We start from the raw sequence: 24,193 nt of genomic DNA, 5'->3' as shown, positions 1-24,193 counted from the left end.
CGGGCCAAATCCGCCATCCACCGCACGGGGCTACCGACCGATGACCGACCGCATTCCGCTGAAGCGCGCGCTGATTTCCGTTTCCGACAAGACCGGGCTGATCGATTTCGCGCGGGCGCTTTCGGCGCGGGGCGTCGAGATCCTGTCCACCGGCGGCACCGCCAAGGCGCTGCGCGAGGCGGGGCTGAGCGTGGTGGACGTGGCCGACGTGACCGGCTTTCCCGAGATGATGGACGGCCGGGTCAAGACGCTGCACCCGGTGGTCCATGGCGGTCTCTTGGCGCTGCGCGACAACGAGGAGCACATGGCCGCCGCCCGGTCGCACAGGATCGGCATGATCGACCTGCTGGTCGTCAACCTGTATCCGTTCGAGGCGACGGTGGCCAAGGGCGCCGCCCATGACGATTGCATCGAGAACATCGACATCGGCGGTCCGGCGATGATCCGCGCCGCCGCCAAGAACCACGCCTTCGTGACGGTGGTGGTCGATGTCGAGGATTACGCCGCCGTGCTGGCCGAGCTTGACGCCAATGACGACCGCACCAGCCTGGCCTTCCGCCAGCGGCAGGCGCAGATCGCCTATGCCCGGACGGCCGCCTATGACGCCGCGGTCTCGACCTGGATGGCCGGCGCCATCGGCGAGGAAACGCCGCGCCGGCGCAGCTTTTCGGGCCAGCTTGCGCAAAGCCTGCGCTATGGCGAGAACCCGCACCAGTCCGCCGCCTTCTACAAGGACGGCTCGGACCGGCCGGGCGTCGCCACCGCGCGGCAATGGCAGGGCAAGGAGCTTTCCTACAACAACATCAACGACACCGACGCCGCCTTTGAACTGGTGGCCGAGTTCGACCCGGCCCAGGGCCCGGCGGTGGCGATCATCAAGCACGCCAACCCCTGCGGCGTGGCCCGCGGCGACAGCGCCGTCGATGCCTATCGGCGCGCTTTCGACTGCGACCGCACCTCGGCCTTCGGCGGCATCATCGCGCTGAACACCACGCTGGACGCCGAGACCGCGCAAGCGATCACCGAGATCTTTACCGAGGTGGTCATCGCCCCCGACGCCAGTGACGAGGCGAAGGAAATCTTCGCCGCCAAGAAGAACCTGCGCCTGCTGACCACCGGCGGGCTGCCCGATCCGGCCGCGCCGGGGCTGGCCTTCCGCCAGGTCGCCGGCGGCTTCCTGGTGCAAGGCCGCGACAACGGCCGCATTCTGCCCGCCGACCTGAAGGTGGTGACCAAGCGCCAGCCGACCGATCAGGAACTGGCCGACCTGCTTTTCGCCTGGACCGTGGCCAAGCATGTGAAGTCGAACGCCATCGTCTATGCCCGCGACCTGGCGACCGTCGGCATCGGCGCCGGCCAGATGAGCCGCGTCGATTCGACCCGCATCGGCAAGCGCAAGTCCGAGGATATGGCCGAGGCGCTGGGCCTCGCGCAGGCGCTGACCATCGGTTCCTCGGTGGCCTCTGACGCCTTCTTCCCCTTCGCGGACGGGGTCGAGGCGCTGGCGGCGGCGGGCGCGCGGGCGGTGATCCAGCCCGGCGGCTCGATGCGCGACGCCGAGGTGATCGAGGCCGCGGACCGGCTGGGCCTGGCCATGGTCTTTACCGGCCAGCGGCATTTCCGCCACTGATGGCCGAGACCGCGACCCCCAAGCCGCGGAAAAGCCCGGCGGCCCGGAAGCGGCGCTCGAAAAAGCCGCCGCCGCCGCGCGTCGGGCGCAATGTGGCGCTGGTGGCGGGGCTGGTCTTCCTGCTGGATCAGGCACTGAAATACCTGGTCGTGCATGTGCTGCGGCTGGACCAGCTGCGCGAGATCGACGTGATCGACCCCTGGCTGAACCTGCGCATGGCCTGGAACCAAGGCATGAATTTCGGCCTGTTCGCCAGCGATGTCGAGGTGATGCGCTGGGTGCTGATCGCCATCGCCCTGGCCGTCTGCCTCTGGGTCGGGATCTGGGTCGGACGCGCCAAGCCCTCGCGCTTTGCCCAACTTTCGGCCGGGCTGCTGATCGGCGGCGCGCTGGGCAATGTCGTGGACCGGCTGACCTATGGCGCGGTCGCGGATTTCCTGAACATGTCGCTGCCGGGCTGGCGCAACCCCTATAGCTTCAACGTGGCCGATATCGCGATCTTCCTGGGTGCGCTGGGACTGGTGCTGCTGCCGCCGGAAAAGAAGCCCGAGCCCAGGAAACGCCGCGCCCCGGCCAAGCCGCGGGCGCCGAAACCCCGCCCCGCGAACGGCGAACCGACGCTGCCCGGCGAGGATGCGCAGGCGGAACTGGCGCTGGACGACAAGACCCGTGACGAGCCCGGCAATACGCGCTAAGAACGGGCCGGAAGAACAAGAGGGACGGAAGATGCGGGCGATCGCGCTGACCATGACCACGCTGCTGCTGGCCGCTTGCAGCAGCGATCCGCGTCTGATGAACACCAGCGCCGGCCGCTCCAGCCCTGACGAGTTCTCGATCCTGCCGACCAGGCCCTTGCAGATGCCGGCCGACCTGAACGTGCTGCCGACACCGACGCCGGGGGGCGGCAACATCACCGATCCGACGCCCCATGCCGATGCCGTAGCGGCGCTGGGCGGCAATCCCGGCCAGCTTTCCGCCCAGGGCGTCGGCGCCGCGGACGCGGCGCTGATCGCCCATGCCTCGCGGCTGGGCCGCGACCCGGCGATCCGCCAGACCACCGCGCAAGAGGATCTGGCCTGGCGCAGCCGCCATTCCCGCCGCGCGCTCGAGGTGCTGGCGCGGACCAATGTCTATTACCGCGCCTATGACTCGATGACGCTGGACAGCTGGACGGAGCTGGAGCGGTGGCGGCCGACCGGCGTGCAACTGCCCGCCGCGCCCCCGCGCGGCATGAGCCGGGGCGGCGAGATGGTCCGGCCCAGCGTCCGCGACCGCGTGCCGATCCTGCGCGAGGACTGATCGCCCCCGATCACGCCGAGATGAGGGGCGGCAGGCTTGCGCGCACCCGCGCACAAGGGCAGGTTCATGGCGCGACCCGGAACCGGAGCCTGCCCATGACCATCCTGACCCGACTTGCACCGCTTGCGCTCATGCTGGCCGCATCGCCCGCGCTGGCGGAAATGCCCGAGGGAATCAGCCATTTCACCCTGGATAACGGCCTTGAAGCCGTGGTGATCGAGGATCATCGCGCCCCGGTCGTCGTGCAGATGCTGTGGTATCGCATCGGCTCGGCCGACGAGCAGCCGGGCAAGTCCGGCATCGCGCATTACCTGGAGCACCTGATGTTCAAGGGCACCGACAAGCTGGGACCGGGCGAGCTTTCCAGGACCGTGACCGCCAATGGCGGCATGGACAACGCCTTTACCAGCTATGACTTCACCACCTATTTCCAGCGCATCGCCAGCGACCGGCTGCCGCTGATCATGGAGATGGAAGCCGACCGCATGGCCAATCTGAAGATCGGCGAGGACGACTGGCAGGCCGAGCGGCAGGTGGTGCTGGAGGAACGCTCGCAGCGCACCGACAGCGACCCCGGCGCGCAATTCGCCGAGGAACGCAGCGCCGTGCAGTTCTACAATCACCCTTACGGCCGCCCGGTAATCGGCTGGCGGCAGGAGATGGAGGGGCTGACGCGCGAGGACGCCATCGCCTGGTATGACGCGCATTACGCCCCGAACGCCGCCGTTCTGGTCATCGCCGGCGACGTGACGGCCGAGCAGGTCCGGGAGCTGGCGGAAGAATATTACGGCCTTATCCCGCCCAAGCCCGATGCCGCTCGCAAGCCGCGCCCGCAGGAACCGATCCAGCGCTCGCCCCGGCGGATCGAGCGGGTGGATGCCCGCGTCGCCCAGCCGGTGATGATCCGCAGCGTGATCGCACCCGAACGCAACCGGGGCGAACAGCAGCAGGCCGCGGCGCTGACCGTGCTGGCCAACCTGCTGGCGGGTTCCAGCCAGACCTCGGTCCTGGCCCGCGACCTGGTTCTGACCGGCAAGGCGCTTTACGTGAATGCCTCCTATGACGGGTTCGCGGTCGATCCGACCACCTTCGCGATCTCGATGGTGCCGGCGCCGGGCGTGTCGAATGCCGAGGCCGAGGCGGCGCTGGACGCGGCGCTGGCGAAATTCCTGGCCGATGGCCCCGATCCCGCGCAGCTGGAGCGGGTCAAGACCCGGATCCGCGCCGGCCGCGTCTATGCCCAGGATTCGGCGCATGGCCGGGCCTATGACTATGGCCAGGGCCTGGCCACCGGCCTGACCGTCGAGGACGTGAACGACTGGCCCGACATCCTGGCCGCCGTCACCCCCGAGGACATCCGGGCCGCCGCGAAACTGGTGCTGGAAAGCCGGGCCAGCGTCACCGGCTGGCTGCTGCCGCCGCCGGAGGCGCCGGTCGAGGCCCGCGCCGATTCCGCGCCCGAACCCGTCTCTGCCGATACCGACAATCCGGGAGAAGCCGAATGATCCGCGCCCTTGCCGCCCTTGCCTTCGTCGCGCTGGCCGCGCTGCCGGCCAGCCTTCAGCAGGCCCGCGCCATCGAGATCCAGCAGATCACCTCGCCCGGCGGCATCACGGCCTGGCTGGTCGAGGATCACTCGATCCCCTTCACCGCGCTGTCCTTGATGTTCCGGGGCGGCGCCAGCCTGGACGCGCCGGGCAAGCGCGGCCAGATCAGCCTGATGACCGCGCTGCTGGAAGAAGGCTCGGGCCAGATGGACTCGGTGCAATATGCCGAGGCGGTCGAGGGGCTGGGCGCACAGAACCGTTTCGATGTCGGTGACGACGCGCTGACCGTCAATGCCCGCATGCTAACCGAGAACCGCGATGAGGCGGCCGAATTGCTGCGCCAGGCACTGGCCGAGCCGCGCTTCGACCCCGATGCCGTCGAACGGGTGCGGGCGCAGCTGCAGGCGGTGATCCGCGCCGAGGCGACCGACCCGAACGCCATCGCCAGCAAGGAGCTGGCGCGGCAGGCCTGGGGTGAGCATCCCTATGCCAGCTCGATCAACGGCACCGCCGAATCGGTGGCGGCGCTGAGCCGCGACGACCTGATCGCGGCCAAGGACCGCGTTCTGGCCCGCGACCGCGTGGTGGTGGCGGCCGCTGGCGATATCAGTGCCGAGGAACTGGGCCGGCTGATCGACAAGGTGCTGGGCGGGCTGCCCGAGCAGGGCTCGGCCCCGCTGCCGGACAAGGCCCGGCTGCAACTGACCGGCGGGGTGACGGTGATCGACTGGGACAGCCCGCAGACGGTGGTCAGCTTTGCCCAGCCCGGCCTGCCCATGTCCGACCCGGATTACTTCGCCGCCTATGTCGCCGATCACATCCTGGGCGGCGGCGGCTTTTCCTCGCGGCTGATGGACGAGATCCGCGAAAAGCGCGGGCTGACCTATGGCGTGCGCACCGGCCTTGCGAACGGCGTCTATGGCGAGACCTGGCAGGGCGGCATGGCCAGCGCCAACGACAAGGTGGCCGAGGCGGTCGGCCTGATCCGCCAGGAATGGGACCGGTTCGCCCAGGGCGGCGTGACGGAAAAGGAACTGGCCGATGCCAAGACCTATCTGACCGGCGAATATGCGCTGCGCTTCGACGGCAACGGCAAGATCGCCGGCATTCTGGCCGGGATGCAGCTGATCGGCCTGCCGGCGGATTACGTCAACACCCGCAACGGCAAGATCGAGGCGGTGACGGCCGCGGACGTGCAGCGCGTCGCCAAGCGCCTGCTGCATGCCGGCCAGATCCGCTTCGTTCTGGTCGGCCGGCCCGAGGGTATCGACGCCACCAATTGACGAATCCTTTCCCGGCGCAGCGGGAAATGCTAGATCTGGGGGCATGAACAATCACGACCCCCAGATGCGCCCCGTGATCCGGCAGCTGGACGAGGCCGCCGCCAACCGCATCGCGGCGGGCGAGGTGGTCGAGCGCCCGGCCTCGGCGGTCAAGGAACTGGTCGAGAATGCGCTGGATGCCGGGGCCGCGCGGGTGGACATCGCCATCGCCAAGGGCGGCAAGGCGCTGATCCGCGTCAGCGACGACGGCTGCGGCATGACGGCCGAGGATCTGCCGCTGGCCCTGGCCCGGCACGCGACCAGCAAGATCGACGGCAGCGACCTGCTGGACATCCGCAGCTTCGGCTTTCGCGGCGAGGCGCTGCCCAGCCTGGGCGCGGTGGGCCGGCTGTCGATCACCAGCCGCGCCGCCGGCCATGACGGCGCGCAGATCGCCGTCACGGGCGGGCGCATCGGCCCGGTCAAGCCCGCCGCCGGCAATCGCGGCACCGTGGTCGAGCTGCGCGACCTGTTCTTTGCCACCCCGGCGCGGCTGAAATTCCTGCGCTCGGACCGGGCCGAGACCCAGGCCGTGGCCGAGGTCGTCCGCCGCCTGGCCATGGCCGAACCCTATGTCGGCTTCACCCTGACCGACGAGGACGAGGGCCGGTTGCTGTTCCGCGCCGATGCCGAGCAGGGCGAGCTGTTCGGCGCCCTGCAGACCCGGCTCGCGCGCGTCATGGGTCGCGAGTTCATCGACAACACCCTGCCCATCGACGCGACGCGCGACGGCATCACCCTGACCGGCTTTGCCGCGCTGCCGACCTATTCGCGCGGCGCGGCGGTGGCGCAGCATCTTTACGTCAACGGCCGGCCGGTGCGCGACAAGCTGCTGACCGGGGCGCTGCGGGCGGGCTATATGGACGTGCTGGCCTCGGGGCGGCATCCGGCAGCGGTGCTGTTTCTGGCCTGCGACCCGCACCAGGTCGACGTGAACGTGCATCCTGCCAAGGCCGAGGTCCGGTTCCGCGAACCCGGCATTGCCCGCGGGCTGGTGGTTTCTGCCTTGCGTCACGCGCTGGCGGGGGCGGGGCATCGCAGCTCGTCCACCGTGGCCGCGGCGGCGCTGGGAGTGGCGCGGGCGGAACCCGTTTCCGAGCCGCCGCGCCGCTATCAGGCGCATTACGGCCCCGCCCGCCCCTCGGCCCCGGCCATCGCCGCCAGCCTGGCCTTTCAGGCGCCGGGTTTCGCCGAGGCGCCGACCGCAAGGGTCGAGCCGGAGCCCGAAGCGTCGGTCGAGGCGCCGCTCGGCGCCGCCCGCGCGCAATTGCACGAGAACTGGATCATCGCCCAGACCGCCGATGGCATCGTCATCGTCGACCAGCATGCCGCGCATGAGCGGCTGGTCTATGAGCGGCTGAAGGCGCAGCTTGATGCCAGCGGCATCGCCAGCCAGGCCCTGCTGATCCCCGAGATCGTCGAGCTGTCCGAATCCGACGCCCAAAGCATCCTGGCCATCGCCGAGGATCTTGCCGCGCTGGGGCTGGTGATCGAGCCCTTCGGCGGCGGCGCCGTGGCGGTGCGCGAGGTGCCGGCGCTGATCCAGCGCCTGGACGCCCGGCGGCTGATCCGCGACATCCTGGACGACCTGGCCGATCAGGGCGCATCGGACCGGCTGCGGGCGCGGGTCGATGCGGTGCTGTCCTCGATGGCCTGCCACGGCTCGGTGCGCTCGGGCCGGCGCATGTCGGCGGAGGAGATGAACGCACTTCTGCGCGAGATGGAGCGGGTGCCGAAATCCGGCCAATGCAACCACGGCCGCCCGACCTGGATCGAGTTGAAGCTGGCGGATATCGAGCGGCTTTTCGGGCGATGATCGCCTCGCACCGGCATCGCTATGTCCTTGTCCATATTTCGAAAACCGGCGGCACCGCGCTGGGGTTGGAGATGCGTGTCGGGCAAGGATGACATCATCCCATCCGACACGCCCAAGGGCCGCAACCGCCGCCGCGTCAAGAACCTGGCCACGCGCGTGCGGTTGTCAGAGCCTTCGACGATGGCCGATATTCAAGGCCCGGTCGATCCAGCCGCCCTGGCGGATTGCCTGGTCTTTACCCTGGTGCGGCCCCCCCCTGGGTGCAGGCGCCGAGCGATCATTCCTGGCTGGGCGGGCGGGGCTTTGCGCCCCTCTCGGTGCGGCCGGCCGAGGCGGCGGGCTTTGCCGATTTCCTGCGCGACCCGATGACGCAGGCGCGGCTGTCGATCCCGACGCGGCCTTACCTGACCGGACCGCAGGGCGAATCCCCGGCGCCCTGCCCGAAGCTCGAACATCTCAGTGCCGACCTGCCCCGGCTTGAGGCCCGCTTGGGCTTTTCCCCGCACCGGCTGCCGCATGAGAACCGCCCGGACCATGGCGATTGGCGCGCGGCCAAGGACGCCGAGACGGCCGGCATCGTCGCATGCGCCGCGGCCGAGGGCATCGCCCGCTTCAGCCATCGCTTCGATCCCGATTGACCCCGGCGCCGCTCGGGGCGACAAATGGATAGTCCCGGAGGTGCCGCCATGCTGGAAATCAGCCCCGAAAAGATCGCCCATGTCATCATCCGCGCCCGCGAATACGACAGCGGCATCAACCCCTGGGCGCATAGCGGGCATCGCAAGGGCCATGGCACGCAGACCGAGCTGGCCGAGTTCATCGCCAGCCTGAACGAGGACGAGCAGGCCAGCCTGGTCGCGGTGATGTGGATCGGCCGCGACACCTTCGGCCCCGAGGATCTGGACGAGGCGATCGAGACCGCCAAGGCCGAGCGCAGTACCCCCACCGAGGACTACCTGATGGGCGAGCCGCAGCTGGCCGACTATCTGGAAGCCGGGATGGAGGCGCTTGGTATCTCGCCCGAAGATGCCGAGGACGCGTTGCAGCGCCCGGTCTAGCCATCCGGTCCCTGGCAAGGAACAGCGGCGATTCCGCACCACACCAGCGACGGCCAAGGACTGCGAAAGCGGTCGCAGGTTCCCCGGCCCCGGTCCGGCCGCATGACCGGGACCGGCGGTCGCCGCCCCGCCCGGCAATCGGGCGCCTGGGCCCTGGCCAGGTTGCGAAGGCGCGCCCGCCGTCAGTCCCGCGCCAGCCGGATCAGTTCGCCCGCATCGGTCAGGACCAGCAGCGCCCCGTCCGGCGCCAGTTCGATGTCGCGCACCCGGCCGATGCCTTCCAGCAGGCGCTGCTCTCCGGTCACGCGATCGCCCTCGATGCGCAGCCGCACCACCGCGCCGGCCTGCAAGCCGCCGATCAGCGCGTCGCCTTGCAGTTCCGGGAACATGGCACCCTGATAGAACAGCATGCCGCTGGGCGCGATCACCGGATCCCAGTAATAGACCGGCTGCTCCATCCCCTCGCGCTGGGTGATGCCCCGGCCGATTGGGGCGCCGCTGTAATCCTGACCATAGGTGATCACCGGCCAGCCATAGTTGCGCCCGGCCTGCGGCAGGTTGAGCTCGTCGCCGCCCTGCGGCCCGTGTTCGACGGTCCATAGCCGGCCCTGCCCGTCCAAGGCCGCCGCCTGGATGTTGCGATGGCCCCAGGACCAGATTTCGGGCCGGGCCTGCCCGTCTCTGAACGGGTTGCCGGGCGCGGGGCTACCGGTGACGGGGTCGATGCGCAGCACCTTGCCCAGATGCGTGCCCAGATCCTGCGCCAGTTGCCGCGGCTCGGGGCGCGAGCGTTCGCCGGTGGTGACAAACAGCTGGCCCTGCCGGTCGAAGACCAGGCGCGAGCCGAAATGCAGGGTCGAATCCCAGGCCGGCTCCTGCCGGAAGATCACCCGCATCTCTTCCAGCGCGGTGCCATCGGCCGACAGCCGACCGGTGCCGACCGCGGTGGCGTTGCGGCCATTGCCGCGCGGCTCGGAAAAGCTGAACCAGACCTGCCGCGTCCGGTCAAAATCCGGGGCCACCGCCACGTCCAGAAGCCCGCCCTGGCCGCGGGCATCGGCCTCGGGCATGCCCTGGATCGGCTGGGACAGCTGGCCATCACGGTACAGCCGCAGCGTGCCGGTGCGTTCGGTGATCAGCAGGCCGCCATCGGGCAAAAGCGCCATGCCCCAGGGATTGCTGAGCCCACGGATCAAGGGGGTCCGGGCCATGGGGATCTGCTGGCGGATCTCGGGGGCGCGGGTCTGGCCCGGAAAGGCCGGGCTCTGCCCGCTGGCATTCGGCGGGCGGTCGTTCAGCTCGGCCAGCGCCGGCGGGGCGGCAAGGCACAGGGCAAGGCTGGCGGCAATGGCGGCGGGTCGCGTCATCATGGTCGCATCCGTCTGACTGGGGTTTGCGGCCCAACGTCCCGGCCGCCGCTTGCGTTCCCGGCCGGGGGTCAAGGCGCGGTCAGATGGTCCCGGAACAGCGCCACTGCCCTGCCCCAAGCCCCCTCGTCGATGCGGTCGAGGCGCTTCAGAACCGGCAACAGCTGCCCGGCATAATCCAGCGCGCTTTCGCGCGGCAAGAGCGAGGGCAGGTTGTCGATCGCCATCACGTCCAGCGGCGGGTGCGCGGCGACACGGACCACCGGCCGGTGCCAGTCGGTCGCGCGATCATAGACCTTGACCGGGTTGAAATCGCTGGAGGGATCGCAGGCGACGTCACCGATCACCGTCAGCGCCCGGCCGGGCCCGACCGCCTCGGGCGGCACCAGAACCGGGGTCTGCGGCCCGGCCAGGATGCAATTGACGAACAGCTCATGCGCCAGGATCTCGGGGAAGGGGCCGCCGCCGGCCGTCTCGGCCATGTCCCATTTCGTGACCCGCACCCCCATGCGGCCCAGCAGGTCCGAAGCGCCGCTGCCCACCCTCCCCAGCGCGCCCACCACGATGGCATGCGGCCGCGGCGCGCCGGTCGCGTCCAGCTCGGCCCGCAGCTCGTCCAGCATCGCCTCTTGCGAGGGCCAGGCGGCGACCGGCCCGCAGAGGCTGCCGCGCCGCTGCGCCGCCCAAGCCTTCAGCGAGACCGCTGCCCCGGCGAAACCGGCCCAATAGCCGAAGGCCGCCAGCCGCCGGCCGCTTTCGTCGGTCAGGTATTCCAGGTCATAGAGCGCGCCGCCGCCGTCGCGAAACCGGCGCAGCAGCGCCAGCCCGGCCGGCTGGCCCTTGTAGGCATGGCCGAACATGATGTGGCGATGCGCCAGGGGCGTGCCGTCCTCGGGCAGTTCCTTGAGGCCAAAGACGATGGCCTCGGCCGGGGCGCCGGGCCATGAAGCCGCGGGCGCGATCTCGGCCCCGGCCGCGGCATAATCGGCGACGGGCAGGACACGATGCGGGCTTTCCTCGACCGTGACGCGAAAGCCCTGCGCGATCAACTCGCCCACGCCTGCCGGGGTGATGCCGACCCGCTGTTCATTGGCGCGGCTTTCCGCGCGGACCCAGAGATGAACCATACGCACCCTCCTTTCCGGTCGAGGCTAGGGAAATGGCGCCTGCACGGCAAGCGAGGGCCGCCTGGCGCCGCGGAACGGTCCCTGTCCGGCCGCGTCGATGCGGGTGACGGCCTGGGCTATGGGCTCGACGATCACCGCCATGGCGAAGGCGGTGGCATGGATCATGCGCTCGCCGTCCAGCGCCAGGGCGACGTGGCCGGGCCAGAACAGCAGGTCGTTGCGGCGGATCGCGCCGTCGGCCGGGGGAAAAGCGGCTTCCTGCATGTCGCTGTCGCCCGGACAGGGCACGGCGCAGGCCGCCAGCGCAGCCTGCGCCAGGCCCGAGCAGTCGATGCCGCAGCGGCTGTTGCCCCCCCACAGATAGGGCGTGCCCAGGAAACGCTCGGCCACCGCGGCGGGGTCGCGCTCGGCCCGGTCCGAGATATGCTGCGCCGGCACCCAGCCGCCCTGCGCCAGCCGGGCGAAACCGTCCCGCATGGCGACGACCGTCAGCCGCGCGCCCAGCGACAGCCGCATCTGCTCGGGGGTTTTCATGTCCGGCTCGGCATAGACATGGGTGGCCGGGGCGCTGACCCGGTGGGTGATGGCCGGCATCTGCCGGCTCAACCCCTCGGCCCGGACCCAGCCACAATAGCCGTCGGCCGCCGCCTGCACGAAGGCCCAGCCCTCGGCCTGTTCCAGCTGCACCAGGTCGGCGCCGAAATTCAGCTGGCGGTCGCGGGCGCCGCAGGGCGCGCGGCACAGATCGGCCAGCGGCGCGGCCAACCGCATCGGCTGCCCGGGGGTATAGGCCGGACGCTCCAGGATGCCGCGCAGGGATTCCAGCGCGACCCGCTCGGTCGCCGGGGTCAGCCGGCGGTCGGCAGGCGCGGTCATCGCAGGATTTCCGGCAGGGCGTGCAGGATGGCGCGCATGGCCTGGCCCGCCCCGCCCTTGGGCCGGCCAGGCGCGGCGCTTGGCTGCCAGCCATAGATGTCGAAATGCGCATAGGCCCGCGCCCGACCGGCAAAGCGGCGCAGGAACAGCGCCGCAGTGATCGCCCCGGCAAACCCGCCCGAGGGTGCATTGTCCAGATCAGCGATGGCCGGCTCGATCATCGCCTCATAGGGTTCCCAGAAGGGCAGGCGCCAGACCGGGTCGCCATGGGCCCGGCCAGCGCCCTGGATCGCGGCCGCCAGCGCGTCGTCGTCGCAGAAGAAGGGCGGCAGTTCGGGGCCAAGCGCCACGCGGGCGGCGCCGGTCAGCGTCGCCATCGACACCAGCAACTCCGGCGCCTCCTCCTCCGCCAGCGCCAGCGCATCGGCCAGCACCAGCCGGCCCTCGGCATCGGTATTGTTGACCTCGACCGTCAGGCCCTTGCGGCTGATCAGGATGTCGCCGGGGCGGAAAGCATTGGCAGAAATGGCGTTTTCCACCGCCGGGATCAGAATGCGCAGCCGCATGTCGCGATGCAGGCCCAGCCGGGCCAGGGTCTCGGCCAGGCCCAGCACATTGGCCGCGCCGCCCATGTCCTTCTTCATCAGCGCCATCGAGGCGGCCGGCTTGATGTCCAGCCCGCCGGTATCGAAACAGACCCCCTTGCCGACCAGCGTCAGCCGCGGCCCCTCGCCCGGAAAGCGGATGTCGATCAGCCGCGGGGGCTGCGCGCCGGCCCGGCCGACGGCGTGGATCATGGGAAAGTTGCGAGTGATCAGATCGTCGCCGCCAATCACCTCGATCCCGGCGCCATGCCGCAGGGCCAGGTCGCGGGCCGCCTGTTCCAGCTCGCCCGGCCCCATGTCCGAGGCCGGGGTGTTGATCAGGTCGCGCGCCAGATACTCGCCCGCGGCCATGGCGATCAGCCGGTCGCGGTCCAGCCCCTCGGGACAGACAAGGCGGGCGCCGGGCGCCTCGATCCGCTTGTAGCGGTCAAAGCGATACTGCGCGAAAAGCCAGCCCAGGGCGCCCAGGCCCAGATCGAAATCCTGGGGGAAATTCGCCAGATGCCAATTGCCGGCAGGCAGCACCTCGGCCGCCCGCGCCAGCGCAAAGCGTTCGCGCGCGGGGCGATCCGCGGGCTGGGGGCCAAGGCCGAACAGCGCGCCGCCAAGCCCGCCATCCGGCAAGGGAAGCAGGCAAACCTGGCCGGGCTTGGCCGCAAAACCCTGCGCCTTGGCCCAGGTCGCGGCCAGGGGGCCGATGTCGGGGGGCAGATCCGGCCCGGCATCGCCCGACCGGACCAGCCAAAGCGGAAGCGAGGGGGCATCGGGATCGGCAAATCGGGGTATCATCGGCATTTTCGTGACCTTCTGTCCTTTGCGGCACCCTAACGCCCCGGCCAAGGGCTGCAAGGGCGCGTTCGTTCAAGGGGATTCCGGCGAATCCCACAGCTGGGTCAACGACCGGTTGCCGATCCGCTCAAGCCTGCGGGTGGTGGCAGCAAGCGCCGGATCGTCCTGGCGTTCCGCGCAAGCGCCGACATCTATGGCGACACCGGCCAGGGTGACGAGCCCGACCTGCCAAGCCAATCGCGAAAGCTGGTCGGCGTTGGCGACGACGACCCCCAGGTCGCCCCGCTGCGAGGCTGCCACCGTGCGGCCGAGCGCAAGCGCAAGCTGTTCCAGCGCCGCACCGATAATCCGGCCCGCCGCGGGTTCCCCCAGTTCACGAACGATCTGTTCAAGCCTTTGCACGTCGATCCGAACGGTCTCGTCCATGCTCAGAACTGCAATCTTCGTCATTCCCGCTCCCATCTGGGCTTTCTGTCGCGCCGAGGCGCAAGCTGGCACCAATCCATCAAGAAAAGGTTATACAGCGCGCGCTAAACCACTCGAACTTTATCGGTTCAGCCGCTATCACTCTTGCGATCGGTAGATGAGGATAGGAATGAAAGAAGCACGTCCACTGCCGCTGTATCTGGTCCAGCGCTACCACGGCTGGCGCGCCACAGCCTTTGTCGAAAATCGTGTCTGGTATCGCCGCCTGGCCGAGGACGGCCAGCATCCCCGCGCCATGGTCATCGCCTGTTGCGATTCGCGCGTTCATGTGACCTCGATCTTCGGGGCGGATACAGGTGAGTTCTTCATTCACCGCAACATCGCGAATCTGGTTCCGCCCTATGCGCCGGACGGTGAGCAGCATGGAACCTCGGCCGCGGTCGAATATGCGGTGAACACGCTCAAGGTCGCCCATGTGGTCGTGGTGGGACATACCAATTGCGGCGGCGTGCAGGGATGCCATGCCATGTGTTCCGGCCATGCGCCCGAGCTCGAGGAAAAATCCAGCTTTGTCGGCCGCTGGATGGACATCCTGCGACCGGGTTACGAGCGCGTGGCGACGCTGCCGCCCGAACAGCAGATTCGCGGGCTCGAACGGCAGGCCGTCCTGGTTTCGCTTGAAAACCTGATGACCTTTCCCTTTGTGAAAACCGCAGTCGAATCAGGGAACCTGTCCTTGCACGGAGTCTTGCACGACATCGCCGAGGGAACGCTGGAACAATACGATCATCAGGCTGGGGGATTCACGCCGGTCATCTGAGTCCGCCCGTCGCACCGACATCGGCCGGTTGCAGATGCGGCCGGGAAAGTCCGGCCTCGGAAGCGCAAAGGCCCTGCGCCGAGTGGTTGTTCCGGTTCAGTTCACGATGAATTCGGCATGCAGCGCCCCAGCGGCATGAACCGCCTTCAAGATATCAATCATGTCGCGGGGCCTGATGCCCAGGGCGTTGAGCCCCGCGACCACCTCGGACAAGGATGATTCACCGGATATTTCGGCAAAGCCGATCCCCGGTTCCTGGGTGATTTCGGCCTGCGTCCTGGGCAGAACCACGGTTTCTCCCGGAGAGAAGGGATTCGGTTGCGACACGACAGGTGTTTCCCGCACCCGCAGGGTCAAGTTGCCCTGGGAAACCGCCACCCGCGAGATGCGCACATCCTCGCCCATGACAATAGTGCCAGATTTGTGATCGATGACGACGCGAGCGGCTGTCTCGGGCTCGACGGTGATATTCTCGATCTGTCCCATAAGCCGCGCCGGGTTGACCCGGCCCAAAACGGTCGAGTCGATCACGATGGTTCCCGAATCGACAAGCTCGGCCAGTCCACGTCCCAGCGTGCGATTGATCGCAGCCTCCACGCGGGCTGCTGTGGTGAAATCGGGATTCCTCAACGCCAGGCGCAGGTTTGTCATCTGCGAGAAATCGAAGGCCACCTCCCGCTCCACCCGCGCGCCCGAGGGGATGGTTCCTGTTGTCGGCACGCCTTGGACGACCGAGGCGGCTGCACCGGAGGCTTCCGTTCCTCCAGCCAGAACCGAGCCTTGCGCTACGGCGTATATTTCGCCGTCTGCCGCGCTCAGCGGCGTCATGACCAATGTGCCACCCAGCAGGCTTTTCGCATCGCCTATCGCGGCCACGCTGACATCGATCTGCGAACCGGCACGCGCAAAGGGCGGCAGGGTCGCTGTGACGATCACCGCCGCCACGTTCTTGGGCCGGAATGCTTCGTCAGTGACATTAACGCCCAGTCGTTCCAGCAATCCGGCCATGATCTCTTCGGTAAAAGGCGAGTTTCGCAAGCTGTCGCCCGAACCGCTCAGACCGACGACAAGGCCATAACCGACCAGATCGTTGCCCCGGACGCCGTCGATATTGGCCAGATCCTTGATCCGGACCGGCGCTGCGAGTCCGGGAGCGGCAAGGCCGAACAGGATCAGCAGAAGGCATAAAAACCTCATGACAGGTAGTCCGCGAGGCTGAGACGGGAAAGCCGAACCGTGATGGCATAGAGACTTTGAATCTTTGCTTCTGTTTCCTCCAAGGCAGTGGCGGTCTCAGCGGGGTCGGCACCGATCATGTTCGTGCGCGCGATGGATAGCGTTGTTGTTTCGGCCGAGTTTCTGGCCTGCGCCTGGGTGACGGCGGCTTGTTGTTGGCCCAGATCGGCGCGGGCAGCAGTCAATCCGATCGTTGCCTTGGCCAGTCGGACCCCGGCTTCGGAGAAAAGATCGCGCAAGGTCTTTGCGTCCATTGCCGGCCCGGCTTCCGAAGCATAGGCGATCATGGCCATTCCCTTGAGCGTGTCGCGCAGTTCCACCGAATTGGCCGAAAGATTGCTGTCGATCCGATGATCGGGCGAAATCAAGAACCGGGTACTGCCGTTATCGCTACCCCGGTAGACCGTGTCGGAAAAGCCCCCAGCCCCCTGTGGCGCAGCGAACCATGCGTCGATACGGTTTGCGATAGCCGCCGCCGTGGTCGCGCCAGAGACCGCGGTATTCAGCTCCGCGAGGATCGTTTCAAAACCGGTCAGTGCCGGACCGTCGGTCCGGTTGCCTGCAAAAAGATGTTGCCCGGCGCTGGTGGTGTTCAGGGTAGCAAGCATAGACTGGAAATCCCGGTTGATGCTGTCGGCACGCGCCCTCAGGTCATGCTCGTCCAGAATATTGGGCTCCGTCAGCAACCGGGGGCCGAGATCGTCCACGACATCGTGGATCTGCCCGAGCGCGGCCTGCATGCCGGCCAGCCGGGTTTGCGCTTCCGATGCGTTTTGCTGGAACGTGGTCAGCAGCTTCAGTCGGGATTCGATATGCGAGATCCCCGACAGATCCCCGCCCAGCGTCTTGGGAATATCCGATTTGTCCCCGGTCATCATTTCCTGGGTCAGCCGGTCCAGCCTGGCTTTCAGCCCCTGCTGCCCAAGGCGGAGTTGATAGGAACGGGAAAGATCGCCGATGGAATGAAAAGCGGTCATGTCAGCCTCAGGATAGTATCCAGCATGTCATTTGCGGTCTGAAAGACCTTGGCATTGGCGGCGTAGGCACGCTCCAAAGCGAGCAGGCTTTCCATTTCCTTGTCGCTGTCCACCCCCTCCGCCAGAAGGGCCGATTGGAGACCAGATTGACGCGAGCTGCTTTGCATGGCGCTGGCTTCGGCTCGGATACGATTCGTTGCAACAGCCGAAGACAGGTCTGCCGAAAGGCCCTGCAGGCCGCGTGGTGCGTCGGACAAGCTGGCCGAAGCCGGCGAACGCGTGGTCGAAATTGCCATACCGAGCCGATCAAGCAGCGCGCTTTCTCCCGAACTGCCGGGGTCGATCGCATTTATACCCGCGCGGATCCGCCAAAGTTGTCCGCCCGTTTCGGGGTTTGCCGCCCGGTTAACCGCAATGCGGCTGGCGAAGCCGGTTTCATCGGCAGAGCTGAAAGCGCCCTGGGAATCCGTGAACAGCCCTGGGTCGCCTGGATTCAGGGAAGGGTCGATCGCCGGATCGGACAACCTGTCGTATAGATCGCGGGCGAAAGCGTCGATCTGCTGCTGGTAAGCCGGGGCAATCTGGTCGCGAATGACAAAATTCGCTTCCAGACTGCCGCCGTTCCACATGGTTTTCTGCGGGTCGCCAAGTGGCTTGCCGTTCAGCGTCAGCGCAGAAAGCGCGCCGCTGGCCGCGGTCATATCGACAGTGATGCCGGAGACGGCGTCGAAGCCGATCCTGGCCGGCTCGGTGCCGTCCAGCAGGATGGCGCCGCCGGATGTGAACAGGGCAACCCGGCCATTTTCACGCGGTACCTCCTTGATAGGCACGATATCCGATACGCTGTCTATGATCGCCTGTCGCGCATCCATCAGCGACGAGGCATCCTTGCCCTGCGCGGTTACGGTGACGATCTGCGCATTCAGTTTCGCCACCTGTTCAAGCGCGGTGTTCAACCGCGAAACGTCATTCTTGATGGCCTGTTCCGCCTTGCCACGCTCGGCCTGGATGGTGGCGGAAATGCCGTTGACCTTGTTTGCCAGGACCGTGGCCGTATCCAGCACCGTCGCCAGCCGTGCTTCGCTGTCGGGCCTTGCGGCCGCACGGGTCAGCGCGGATTCGAAGTCGGTGAGAGTTTGGACCAGCGAGGATGCCTCGGTCCCGGTGCCGAAGGCCTGTTCCATGGTGGCGTGGAAGGCCGCCACGGTCCGGGTTGAACCGACATCCGCCAGAGCCAGGCGATTGTCGGCGATCAGCCCCGCCGTGACCGTTCGGCTGACGCCATCGATGCTCACGCCGCCACCGCGTTCTGCCAGGCGCGAGGACAGGTCGAGCTCTCTGCGCCCGTAGCCGGGCGTCAGCGCGTTCGCAATGTTGGAGGACACGACTTCCGTGCCCCGCGAAGCCGCGGTCAGCCCTGAAACGGCATTGGAGATGGCGGATGAAAGGCTCATTTACAAACTCCGTTTTCCGAGCGCGGGACAGGCTGAAGCACGCCGGCCAATGTCAGCGCTTGAGATTGGCGGTTTCCTGCAGCATCTCGTCGACGGTCTGGATGACCTTGGCGTTCGAGGTATAGGCGCGCTGGGTCTGGATCAGATCGGTCAACTCGGCCGCGACATCGGTGGTCGATGCCTCACGCGCATAGCCGGCGATCGCGCCAGTCGGACCGTCGCCGGCATCCCACAGGTAGAACGCACCGGATTGGGGCGAGATCTTGTAGGTCTGGTTGTCCATCGCGATCAGACCGTTCGGATTGGGAACATCCACCAGCGGCACCTGATACAGGGTCCGCGTGAAACCGGTGTCATAGGTGGCGCGAAGATGGCCACTTTCGTCGATCTCCAGCGCGGTCAGGTTCCCGACAGGCGAGCCGTTCTTGGTCACATTGGCCGGCGAGAAGCCGGCGCTGAGCTGGGTGATCCCCTGGCTGTCGCCATATCGGCCCAGGTTGATGGTCATCGGTCCGTTCGCGCCGGGGACGGTGAGAAGCCCGGTTGCCGCGCTGTAGGCGCCGCCCGTGACCGTCGTCACGCCCGCAAGCGTGCCGCCGCCGGACTGGCCGCCCTGGAACTCCAGCGTGTAGACGCCGATCAGCGAGTCGTCGGCGGGGGTAGCCGGATCGTCGATGATGGCCGAATCGCGGATCTCCATCGTCCAGCGGTTCGTGCGAGTCCCGGCCGCGCCCGCCACCTCGGGCGTGAAGCTGACCGCCATCCTTTCGGAATTGCCGAGGTTGCCGAAATATTCGACCTCCATTTCCCAGGCATCGCCGGCCGCGCCGGCGACCGCGTCGTCGGCGGGTAGGTTCACGCGCAGGTTGATCCGCGTCGTCGGGTCGGCCGCGGTCTGGCTGGGATTGATCAGGATCGGCTGCAAGCCGGTCGCAGAATCGCGCGGCTGGCTGGAAATCGTGCCGTCGGCATTGGCCGGCCAGCCCATCAGCACCAGCCCCGAACCGGTGCGAAGATACCCCTGATCGTCGGTGCGGAACGAACCGGTCGTCGTCATCACCAGTTCGCGCTGCGTGCCCGGTCCCGAGGCCAGGGCGGCGGCATGGATCACGGGCAGCATGCCGCGCCCGGAAATCGCGATGTCCATCGGATGCGCGGTGGGAACCAGGTTGCCGCGCTGGTCCACCAGCCGGCTGGTCGAGGCGCGGACGCCGCCGGCCGTATAAAGCCCGCCGCCGCGGCCCTGGTTGATCACCATGCTTTCGAAACTGGTATCCACCCGCTTGTAGCCATAGGTGCCGGAATTCGCGATATTGTCGGAAATATTGGCCAGGCGCGTGGAATTGGCGGCAAGCCCGGACACCCCGGCACTGAGGGCAGATGAAATCGACATTCTGTTGTCACCCTGTCTGAGTCGTTCTGCGTGGAGTTTGCCGGCCGGGGGTTAACATGCCGCTAACGGCATCCCGGCCCGGCCGGTCATCTCAGTAAAATCACTTCGATCCGGTTGTTGTTGGGGTCCATCGGGTTCACCGACCGGTTGCGCCGGTCGGCGAAGGCGGTGACGCGCTGGATGCGCGCGCTGTCGAAGCCCGAGCCCTCGAGCAGGTTGCGCAGGGCATGGGCACGGGCGTCCGACAGCGCCCAGACCGGCGACTGGATCAGCATCTCGGGATAGGCGCGGACATGGCCGGTCAGCGCGACCTCGTTCCTGATGCGCCCCAACACACCCGCAAGGATGCCGGCCAGTTCCTTCATCGCCGGGGTCGGCTGGGCGCTGTCGCCGACGAAAAGCGGCTCGTCCATCAGGTCGGTCAACTCGATCACCAGCCCCTCGTCCGTCATGCGGGTCACGACATGGCGCAGCAGATTGACCTTTTGCATGGATTCCGCGCCGCTGCCGGTCAGCTGGTCCTGGACGTGGCGGGCCATCTCCTCGAAACCCGCTTCCCGGCCTTCGCGCGCCTGCGCGGCCAGCGTGTCGCGCGAGGCGCCGGCGCCCTGGCCCGAATCGGTTTCGGCATCCTGCACCTCGCCCCCGAAGGGCCCGTCATGGCCGCTGCGGGTCGAATGGATCAGCGTCGGGTTGAAATACTCCGCCAGCCCCTGCCGCTGCTTTTCGGTGGTGGCGTTCAGCAGCCACATGAGCAGGAAAAACGCCATCATCGCCGTGACGAAATCGGCATAGGCGACCTTCCAGGCGCCGCCGTGATGCCCGGCTTCGCACACGCCCTGAACCTTCTTGATGATGATCGGGGCGCCGCCACCGTTCCCGGCCATGAACCATTCCTTTCGTTGCCTGCCGGGAAAGGTCTCGCGCCGCGCCGCCAAATACCAGTTAACCGCTCAAATGCCGCCTATTTCCCCCAGGCGCCGCCGGGGACCGGCTAGCCGCGAGCAGCCGCGCCATCTTGCGCCGGCCCCGCGCGCGGATATTCTGTGCCGATGCAGACCGAAGGCGAATACGACCTCTCCACCGGCGCCGGGCTGACCGCCTGCCCGCGCTGCGACGCGCTGCATGTCGAGCGCGAGCTGGAGCCGGGCGAGACCGCGCGCTGCCTGCGCTGCAACACCTTGCTGGCCAGCCCGCGCGCCGGCGCCTTCACCCGGATCATCGCGCTGTCCTTTGCCTCGCTGGTGCTGATGGTGGGGCGGTGTTCTTTCCGTTCCTGGAAATCTCGCGCATGGGGTTCGGCAACCAGACCTCGCTTTTCGGCGTGGCGCTGGCCTTTTCGCACGGCGCCCTGATGCCGCTGACCGTGGCGGTGCTGGGCATGATCGTGGGGCTGCCGGTGCTGCGGGCGCTGCTTCTGGTCTATACGCTGCTGCCGCTGGCGCGGAAACGCCGGCCCTTTGCCCATGCCGTGCCGGCCTTTCGCCTGTCCGAGGCGCTGCGGCCCTGGTCTATGGCCGAGATCTTCGTCATCGGCACCGCCATCGCGCTGGTCAAGGTGGGGGGCTTGGCCAACATCAGCTTCGGCCCGGCCTTCTGGGCCTTTTGCGGGCTGATCCTGGTCAACGCCGCCAGCAACGCCTTTACCAGCGCCGCGACGATCTGGGACGCCATCGAGGATGCCGGCATGGCCACCGACGGGCGCGAGATCGTGCCGGAGCCGCGGGCATGAGCGCGCCCGCCCAAGACGCCCCGGTGCTGACCGCGCATCGCGCCGGGCTGGTCGGCTGTCGCAGCTGCGGCCGGGCCTGGCCCGAGGCCGAGACGACCTGCCGCCGCTGTGGCAGCGCGCTGGTGCCGCCCGACCGGCGCTGCCTGAACGCGGTCTGGGCCTGGCTGGCGGCGGGGTTCATCTTCTACATCCCGGCCAACCTGTTTCCGATGCTCAAGACCTCGACCTTCGGCGGGCTGCGCGGCAACAGCGAATCCACCATCCTGGGCGGCGTGGTCGAACTGATGCATTACGGCAATTACGGCATCGCGGCGGTGATCTTTGCCGCCTCGGTCATGGTGCCGGTCGGCAAGTTCGTCGCCATCGCCTGGCTGGCGCTGGTGGCGGGGCGGCCGGCGACGGTCAGGGCCGCGCACAAGCGGCTGGCGCTTTACGAGGTGGTCGAGTTCATCGGCCGCTGGTCGATGATCGACGTCTTCGTGGTGGCGATCCTGTCGGCGCTGGTGCAGCTGGGCTTCGTCGCCTCGATCCATCCGGGGCCTGCCGCGGTGTCCTTTGCGCTGTCGGTTGCCTTCACCATGCTTTCCGCGCAAAGCTTCGACCCGAGATTGATCTGGCGCGGCCTTCCGCTGCGCAGCCGCAAGGACCATGAATGACCGACAGGCCCTCGCCCGAGCGCAGCGACGCCCCCCTGAAACCCGCCGAACCCGTCCGCAAGCCCGCCGCCCGCGCCGTGCGGACCGGGCTGCCGCTGATCTGGCTGGTGCCGATCGCGGCGCTGGTGGTGACGCTGGGCGTGGGCTGGAACATGATCGCCGGACGCGGCACGCTGATCTCGGTCGCCTTCAAGGACGCGACCGGGATCACGCCGGGCGAAACCGCGCTGAAATTCCGCGAGATCACCGTGGGCAAGGTCGAATCGGTGCGCTTCACCGAGGATCTGCAGCAGGTTCTGGTGAACATGCGGGTGGACAAGGATCTGGCCCCCTATATCGACAGCGAATCGCAGTTCTGGATCGTGCGGCCCCAGGTCTCGGCCCAGGGCATCTCGCGGCTGGACACCGTGCTGACCGGCGCCTTCGTCGAGGGCTTCTGGGACGACAAGCCGGACGAGCCGCAGACCCGCTTCCAGGGGCTGGACCGGCCGCCGCTGACCAGCTTCGGCGAAAAGGGCACCTGGATCGTGCTTTCGACCGACCGTTCGCGCGGCATGACCGAGGGCGCGCCGGTGATGTTCCGCGGCCTGCCGGTCGGGCAGATGCAGAACCTGCGCCTGTCCGAGGACGACGAAAGCGTGCTGGCCGATGTCTTCATCGCCGCGCCGCATGACGCGCGGCTGACCACCAGCACGGTGTTCTGGGACACCTCGGGCTTTTCGGTATCGCTGGGGGCGCAGGGCCTGTCGCTGAACGTGAACTCGCTGGCCTCGGTGCTGCAGGGCGGGGCGGAATTCGCCACCCTGACCTCGGGCGGGCGGCCGGTCGAGGACGGCCATGTCTTTACCCTGCAACCCGACGAGGCGACGGCGCGCACCAACCTGTTCGCCGACGAGGCGCAGGCGTTGCGGCTAACCATGCGCATCGGCGAATCGGTCAAGGGGCTGGAGACCGGCGCCAACGTGCAGTTCATGGGCTTGACCGTCGGCCGCGTCACCGATCTGGCCGCCCGCGTGATCGCCGATGCCGAGGGGCGCGAGCATATCGAGCAAGAGGTGACGCTGGCCCTGACCCCCGCCCGCCTGGGCCTGCCGGACGAGACCACGCCCGAGCAGGCGCTGGACTTCCTGGCCGGCCAGGTCCGGGCCGGCCTGCGGGCGCGCGTCGCCAGCGCCGGTTTCTTCGGCACTTCGCTGCAGGTCGAGCTGGTCGAACTGCCCGATGCCACGCCGGCCGAACTGGACCGCGCCGGCGATCCCTATCCGCTCATCCCCTCGGTCCCCGGCGAGATCTCCGATTTCACCGAGACGGCACAGGGCTTCCTGACCCGCGTCGGCAACCTGCCGATCGAGGAGGCGCTGAAATCCGTCACCGACATGATGAACAGCGTCACCGCCATCGCCAGCAGCGAGGATACCCGCGCCATCCCCGGCGCCCTGCGCGGCACGCTGGAGGACGCGCAGGCCGCCGCCGGCGAGATCCGGCAAGTCACCACCGAGCTGCGCGAATCCGGCGCGGTGGGCCAACTGCGCCGCATGGTGGACGAGGCGGCGGCAGCGGCCGAGGCGGTCAAGCTCGCCGCCGCCGACGTGCCGGCCATGGTCGACCAGATCGACGCCGCCGCGGTCAAGATCGAGGCGGTGGACTATGCCGCCATCGGCACCGAGGCCGAGGGCATCCTCAGGGACGTGCGCGCGCTTCTGGGCACCGAGGATGCCGAACGGCTGCCCAGGGATCTGTCCGAGACGCTGAAGGCGGCCTCCGGCCTGCTCAACGACCTGCGCGACGGCAATGCCGCGGGCAGCCTGAACACGGCGCTCGCCTCGGCCAGCACGGCGGCGCAGGATGTCTCGGACGCGGCGAAACGCCTGCCGCAGCTTTCCGCGCGGCTCGAGGCGCTGGCGGCGCGGGCCGATGCGGTGATCGCCGCCTATGGCGACCGCTCCAGCTTCAACAACGAGACCATCAACCTGATGCGCGAGATGCGCCGCGCCGCCAATGCCTTCGGCAGCCTGGCCCGGACCATCGAACGCAATCCGCAAGCCTTCATCCTGGGACGATAA

Annotated in this window: 23 protein-coding genes; 13 read left to right on the top strand and 10 right to left on the bottom strand. The window is 68.1% G+C overall.

The features are described 5' to 3' along the window. Positions 1 to 40: 40 nt before the first annotated feature. The 8 genes from purH to ESD82_RS10980 all read left to right on the top strand — a co-directional run bounded on the left by purH (position 41) and on the right by ESD82_RS10980 (position 8,672). Entirely contained in the window at positions 41 to 1,630 is a 1,590-nt protein-coding gene (gene purH / locus ESD82_RS11015; RefSeq protein WP_024844035.1) for a bifunctional phosphoribosylaminoimidazolecarboxamide formyltransferase/IMP cyclohydrolase, read from the top strand. Continuing rightward, positions 1,630 to 2,325 (top strand): signal peptidase II, encoded by a 696-nt coding sequence (gene lspA, locus ESD82_RS11010; RefSeq protein ID WP_024844036.1) that lies wholly within the window; start codon positions 1,630 to 1,632, stop codon positions 2,323 to 2,325. The genes purH and lspA overlap by 1 nt, the downstream gene beginning before the upstream one ends. A 31-nt stretch (positions 2,326 to 2,356) precedes the next feature. Further along, positions 2,357 to 2,929 (top strand): DUF3035 domain-containing protein, encoded by a 573-nt coding sequence (locus ESD82_RS11005; RefSeq protein ID WP_024844037.1) that lies wholly within the window; start codon positions 2,357 to 2,359, stop codon positions 2,927 to 2,929. Positions 2,930 to 3,024: 95 nt separating this feature from the next. Continuing rightward, a complete protein-coding gene (locus ESD82_RS11000; protein WP_024844038.1) occupies positions 3,025 to 4,434 on the top strand; it encodes a M16 family metallopeptidase in 1,410 nt (469 codons plus the stop codon). Next, entirely contained in the window at positions 4,431 to 5,759 is a 1,329-nt protein-coding gene (locus ESD82_RS10995) for a M16 family metallopeptidase (RefSeq protein WP_024844039.1), read from the top strand. Before ESD82_RS11000 ends, ESD82_RS10995 begins: the two co-directional genes overlap by 4 nt. 43 nt (positions 5,760 to 5,802) lie before the next feature. Then, complete coding sequence (gene mutL, locus ESD82_RS10990) at positions 5,803 to 7,614, top strand: DNA mismatch repair endonuclease MutL (RefSeq protein ID WP_024844040.1); 1,812 nt, start codon at positions 5,803 to 5,805, stop codon at positions 7,612 to 7,614. Positions 7,615 to 7,874: 260 nt separating this feature from the next. Further along, positions 7,875 to 8,252 (top strand): hypothetical protein, encoded by a 378-nt coding sequence (locus tag ESD82_RS22195; RefSeq protein WP_231493188.1) that lies wholly within the window; start codon positions 7,875 to 7,877, stop codon positions 8,250 to 8,252. A 48-nt stretch (positions 8,253 to 8,300) separates the two neighbouring features. Then, the gene (locus ESD82_RS10980; RefSeq protein ID WP_024844050.1) at positions 8,301 to 8,672 is read left to right on the top strand and encodes a DUF3775 domain-containing protein; all 372 of its coding nucleotides are present in this window, start codon (positions 8,301 to 8,303) and stop codon (positions 8,670 to 8,672) included. 182 nt (positions 8,673 to 8,854) lie between these two features. On the opposite strand, the gene ESD82_RS10975 is transcribed toward ESD82_RS10980, so the two are convergent. The 5 genes from ESD82_RS10975 to ESD82_RS10955 form a co-directional block, all read right to left on the bottom strand. Then, positions 8,855 to 10,042 carry a PQQ-dependent sugar dehydrogenase gene (locus ESD82_RS10975; RefSeq protein ID WP_024844041.1) on the bottom strand — a complete coding sequence of 396 codons (1,188 nt, stop codon included), beginning with the start codon at positions 10,040 to 10,042 and terminating at the stop codon, positions 8,855 to 8,857. A 68-nt stretch (positions 10,043 to 10,110) separates the two neighbouring features. Beyond that, positions 10,111 to 11,166 (bottom strand): saccharopine dehydrogenase, encoded by a 1,056-nt coding sequence (locus ESD82_RS10970; RefSeq protein WP_147428241.1) that lies wholly within the window; start codon positions 11,164 to 11,166, stop codon positions 10,111 to 10,113. Between the two features lie 24 nt (positions 11,167 to 11,190). Beyond that, positions 11,191 to 12,042: a C40 family peptidase gene (locus ESD82_RS10965; RefSeq protein WP_024844043.1), complete on the bottom strand. Its 852-nt coding sequence runs from the start codon at positions 12,040 to 12,042 to the stop codon at positions 11,191 to 11,193. After that, complete coding sequence (locus ESD82_RS10960; RefSeq protein WP_024844044.1) at positions 12,039 to 13,436, bottom strand: leucyl aminopeptidase family protein; 1,398 nt, start codon at positions 13,434 to 13,436, stop codon at positions 12,039 to 12,041. Before ESD82_RS10960 ends, ESD82_RS10965 begins: the two co-directional genes overlap by 4 nt. Before the next feature lie 72 nt (positions 13,437 to 13,508). Then, the gene (locus tag ESD82_RS10955; protein WP_024844045.1) at positions 13,509 to 13,886 is read right to left on the bottom strand and encodes a hypothetical protein; all 378 of its coding nucleotides are present in this window, start codon (positions 13,884 to 13,886) and stop codon (positions 13,509 to 13,511) included. A 145-nt stretch (positions 13,887 to 14,031) separates the two neighbouring features. On the opposite strand from ESD82_RS10955, the gene ESD82_RS10950 reads away from it, so the two are divergent. Next, positions 14,032 to 14,682, top strand: coding sequence for a carbonic anhydrase (locus ESD82_RS10950; RefSeq protein WP_024844046.1), 651 nt, complete (start codon positions 14,032 to 14,034; stop codon positions 14,680 to 14,682). 96 nt (positions 14,683 to 14,778) lie between these two features. Here the strand turns inward: ESD82_RS10950 and ESD82_RS10945 are convergent, their stop codons facing one another. From ESD82_RS10945 to ESD82_RS10925, 5 genes are all read right to left on the bottom strand, one after another. After that, positions 14,779 to 15,879 carry a flagellar basal body P-ring protein FlgI gene (locus ESD82_RS10945; protein WP_028709775.1) on the bottom strand — a complete coding sequence of 367 codons (1,101 nt, stop codon included), beginning with the start codon at positions 15,877 to 15,879 and terminating at the stop codon, positions 14,779 to 14,781. Next, positions 15,876 to 16,895: a flagellin N-terminal helical domain-containing protein gene (locus ESD82_RS10940; RefSeq protein WP_024844048.1), complete on the bottom strand. Its 1,020-nt coding sequence runs from the start codon at positions 16,893 to 16,895 to the stop codon at positions 15,876 to 15,878. Before ESD82_RS10940 ends, ESD82_RS10945 begins: the two co-directional genes overlap by 4 nt. Next, the gene (gene flgK, locus ESD82_RS10935; RefSeq protein WP_028709776.1) at positions 16,892 to 18,349 is read right to left on the bottom strand and encodes a flagellar hook-associated protein FlgK; all 1,458 of its coding nucleotides are present in this window, start codon (positions 18,347 to 18,349) and stop codon (positions 16,892 to 16,894) included. Before flgK ends, ESD82_RS10940 begins: the two co-directional genes overlap by 4 nt. Positions 18,350 to 18,401: 52 nt before the next feature. Then, positions 18,402 to 19,742 carry a flagellar hook protein FlgE gene (locus tag ESD82_RS10930; RefSeq protein ID WP_024842659.1) on the bottom strand — a complete coding sequence of 447 codons (1,341 nt, stop codon included), beginning with the start codon at positions 19,740 to 19,742 and terminating at the stop codon, positions 18,402 to 18,404. Between the two features lie 86 nt (positions 19,743 to 19,828). Beyond that, positions 19,829 to 20,629 (bottom strand): flagellar motor protein MotB, encoded by an 801-nt coding sequence (locus ESD82_RS10925; RefSeq protein ID WP_024842660.1) that lies wholly within the window; start codon positions 20,627 to 20,629, stop codon positions 19,829 to 19,831. 159 nt (positions 20,630 to 20,788) lie between these two features. Between ESD82_RS10925 and ESD82_RS22190 the strand changes: the two genes are divergently transcribed. Genes ESD82_RS22190 through ESD82_RS10910 form a run of 4 tightly spaced genes read left to right on the top strand, consistent with a single transcriptional unit; the run spans position 20,789 to position 24,193 of the window. Continuing rightward, a complete protein-coding gene (locus tag ESD82_RS22190; protein ID WP_244314568.1) occupies positions 20,789 to 21,097 on the top strand; it encodes a paraquat-inducible protein A in 309 nt (102 codons plus the stop codon). Continuing rightward, on the top strand, positions 21,034 to 21,474 hold the full coding sequence (locus tag ESD82_RS22185; RefSeq protein ID WP_244314567.1) for a paraquat-inducible protein A: 441 nt from the start codon (positions 21,034 to 21,036) through the stop codon (positions 21,472 to 21,474). Before ESD82_RS22190 ends, ESD82_RS22185 begins: the two co-directional genes overlap by 64 nt. Then, entirely contained in the window at positions 21,471 to 22,130 is a 660-nt protein-coding gene (locus ESD82_RS10915) for a paraquat-inducible protein A (RefSeq protein WP_024842662.1), read from the top strand. Before ESD82_RS22185 ends, ESD82_RS10915 begins: the two co-directional genes overlap by 4 nt. Then, a complete protein-coding gene (locus ESD82_RS10910; protein ID WP_024842663.1) occupies positions 22,127 to 24,193 on the top strand; it encodes a PqiB family protein in 2,067 nt (688 codons plus the stop codon). Before ESD82_RS10915 ends, ESD82_RS10910 begins: the two co-directional genes overlap by 4 nt.

Source organism: Paracoccus pantotrophus, from assembly GCF_008824185.1.
Lineage (GTDB): Bacteria > Pseudomonadota > Alphaproteobacteria > Rhodobacterales > Rhodobacteraceae > Paracoccus > Paracoccus pantotrophus.
This window is presented reverse-complemented; position numbering and strand designations above follow the sequence as displayed.

Excerpts from the sequence above, each read along its gene's own strand:
- ESD82_RS10960 (WP_024844044.1), bottom strand. The coding sequence starts at position 13,436 with ATGATACCCCGATTTGCCGATCCCGATGCCCCCTCGCTTCCGCTTTGG.
- ESD82_RS10980 (WP_024844050.1), top strand. The coding sequence starts at position 8,301 with ATGCTGGAAATCAGCCCCGAAAAGATCGCCCATGTCATCATCCGCGCC.
- ESD82_RS22185 (WP_244314567.1), top strand. The coding sequence starts at position 21,034 with ATGGGGTTCGGCAACCAGACCTCGCTTTTCGGCGTGGCGCTGGCCTTT.
- ESD82_RS10955 (WP_024844045.1), bottom strand. The coding sequence starts at position 13,886 with ATGACGAAGATTGCAGTTCTGAGCATGGACGAGACCGTTCGGATCGAC.
- mutL (WP_024844040.1), top strand. The coding sequence starts at position 5,803 with ATGAACAATCACGACCCCCAGATGCGCCCCGTGATCCGGCAGCTGGAC.
- ESD82_RS10970 (WP_147428241.1), bottom strand. The coding sequence starts at position 11,166 with ATGGTTCATCTCTGGGTCCGCGCGGAAAGCCGCGCCAATGAACAGCGG.
- ESD82_RS10915 (WP_024842662.1), top strand. The coding sequence starts at position 21,471 with ATGAGCGCGCCCGCCCAAGACGCCCCGGTGCTGACCGCGCATCGCGCC.
- lspA (WP_024844036.1), top strand. The coding sequence starts at position 1,630 with ATGGCCGAGACCGCGACCCCCAAGCCGCGGAAAAGCCCGGCGGCCCGG.
- ESD82_RS10940 (WP_024844048.1), bottom strand. The coding sequence starts at position 16,895 with ATGACCGCTTTTCATTCCATCGGCGATCTTTCCCGTTCCTATCAACTC.
- flgK (WP_028709776.1), bottom strand. The coding sequence starts at position 18,349 with ATGAGCCTTTCATCCGCCATCTCCAATGCCGTTTCAGGGCTGACCGCG.
- purH (WP_024844035.1), top strand. The coding sequence starts at position 41 with ATGACCGACCGCATTCCGCTGAAGCGCGCGCTGATTTCCGTTTCCGAC.
- ESD82_RS10910 (WP_024842663.1), top strand. The coding sequence starts at position 22,127 with ATGACCGACAGGCCCTCGCCCGAGCGCAGCGACGCCCCCCTGAAACCC.
- ESD82_RS10925 (WP_024842660.1), bottom strand. The coding sequence starts at position 20,629 with ATGGCCGGGAACGGTGGCGGCGCCCCGATCATCATCAAGAAGGTTCAG.
- ESD82_RS10975 (WP_024844041.1), bottom strand. The coding sequence starts at position 10,042 with ATGATGACGCGACCCGCCGCCATTGCCGCCAGCCTTGCCCTGTGCCTT.
- ESD82_RS10930 (WP_024842659.1), bottom strand. The coding sequence starts at position 19,742 with ATGTCGATTTCATCTGCCCTCAGTGCCGGGGTGTCCGGGCTTGCCGCC.
- ESD82_RS10965 (WP_024844043.1), bottom strand. The coding sequence starts at position 12,042 with ATGACCGCGCCTGCCGACCGCCGGCTGACCCCGGCGACCGAGCGGGTC.
- ESD82_RS10995 (WP_024844039.1), top strand. The coding sequence starts at position 4,431 with ATGATCCGCGCCCTTGCCGCCCTTGCCTTCGTCGCGCTGGCCGCGCTG.
- ESD82_RS11005 (WP_024844037.1), top strand. The coding sequence starts at position 2,357 with ATGCGGGCGATCGCGCTGACCATGACCACGCTGCTGCTGGCCGCTTGC.
- ESD82_RS10950 (WP_024844046.1), top strand. The coding sequence starts at position 14,032 with ATGAAAGAAGCACGTCCACTGCCGCTGTATCTGGTCCAGCGCTACCAC.
- ESD82_RS11000 (WP_024844038.1), top strand. The coding sequence starts at position 3,025 with ATGACCATCCTGACCCGACTTGCACCGCTTGCGCTCATGCTGGCCGCA.
- ESD82_RS10945 (WP_028709775.1), bottom strand. The coding sequence starts at position 15,879 with ATGAGGTTTTTATGCCTTCTGCTGATCCTGTTCGGCCTTGCCGCTCCC.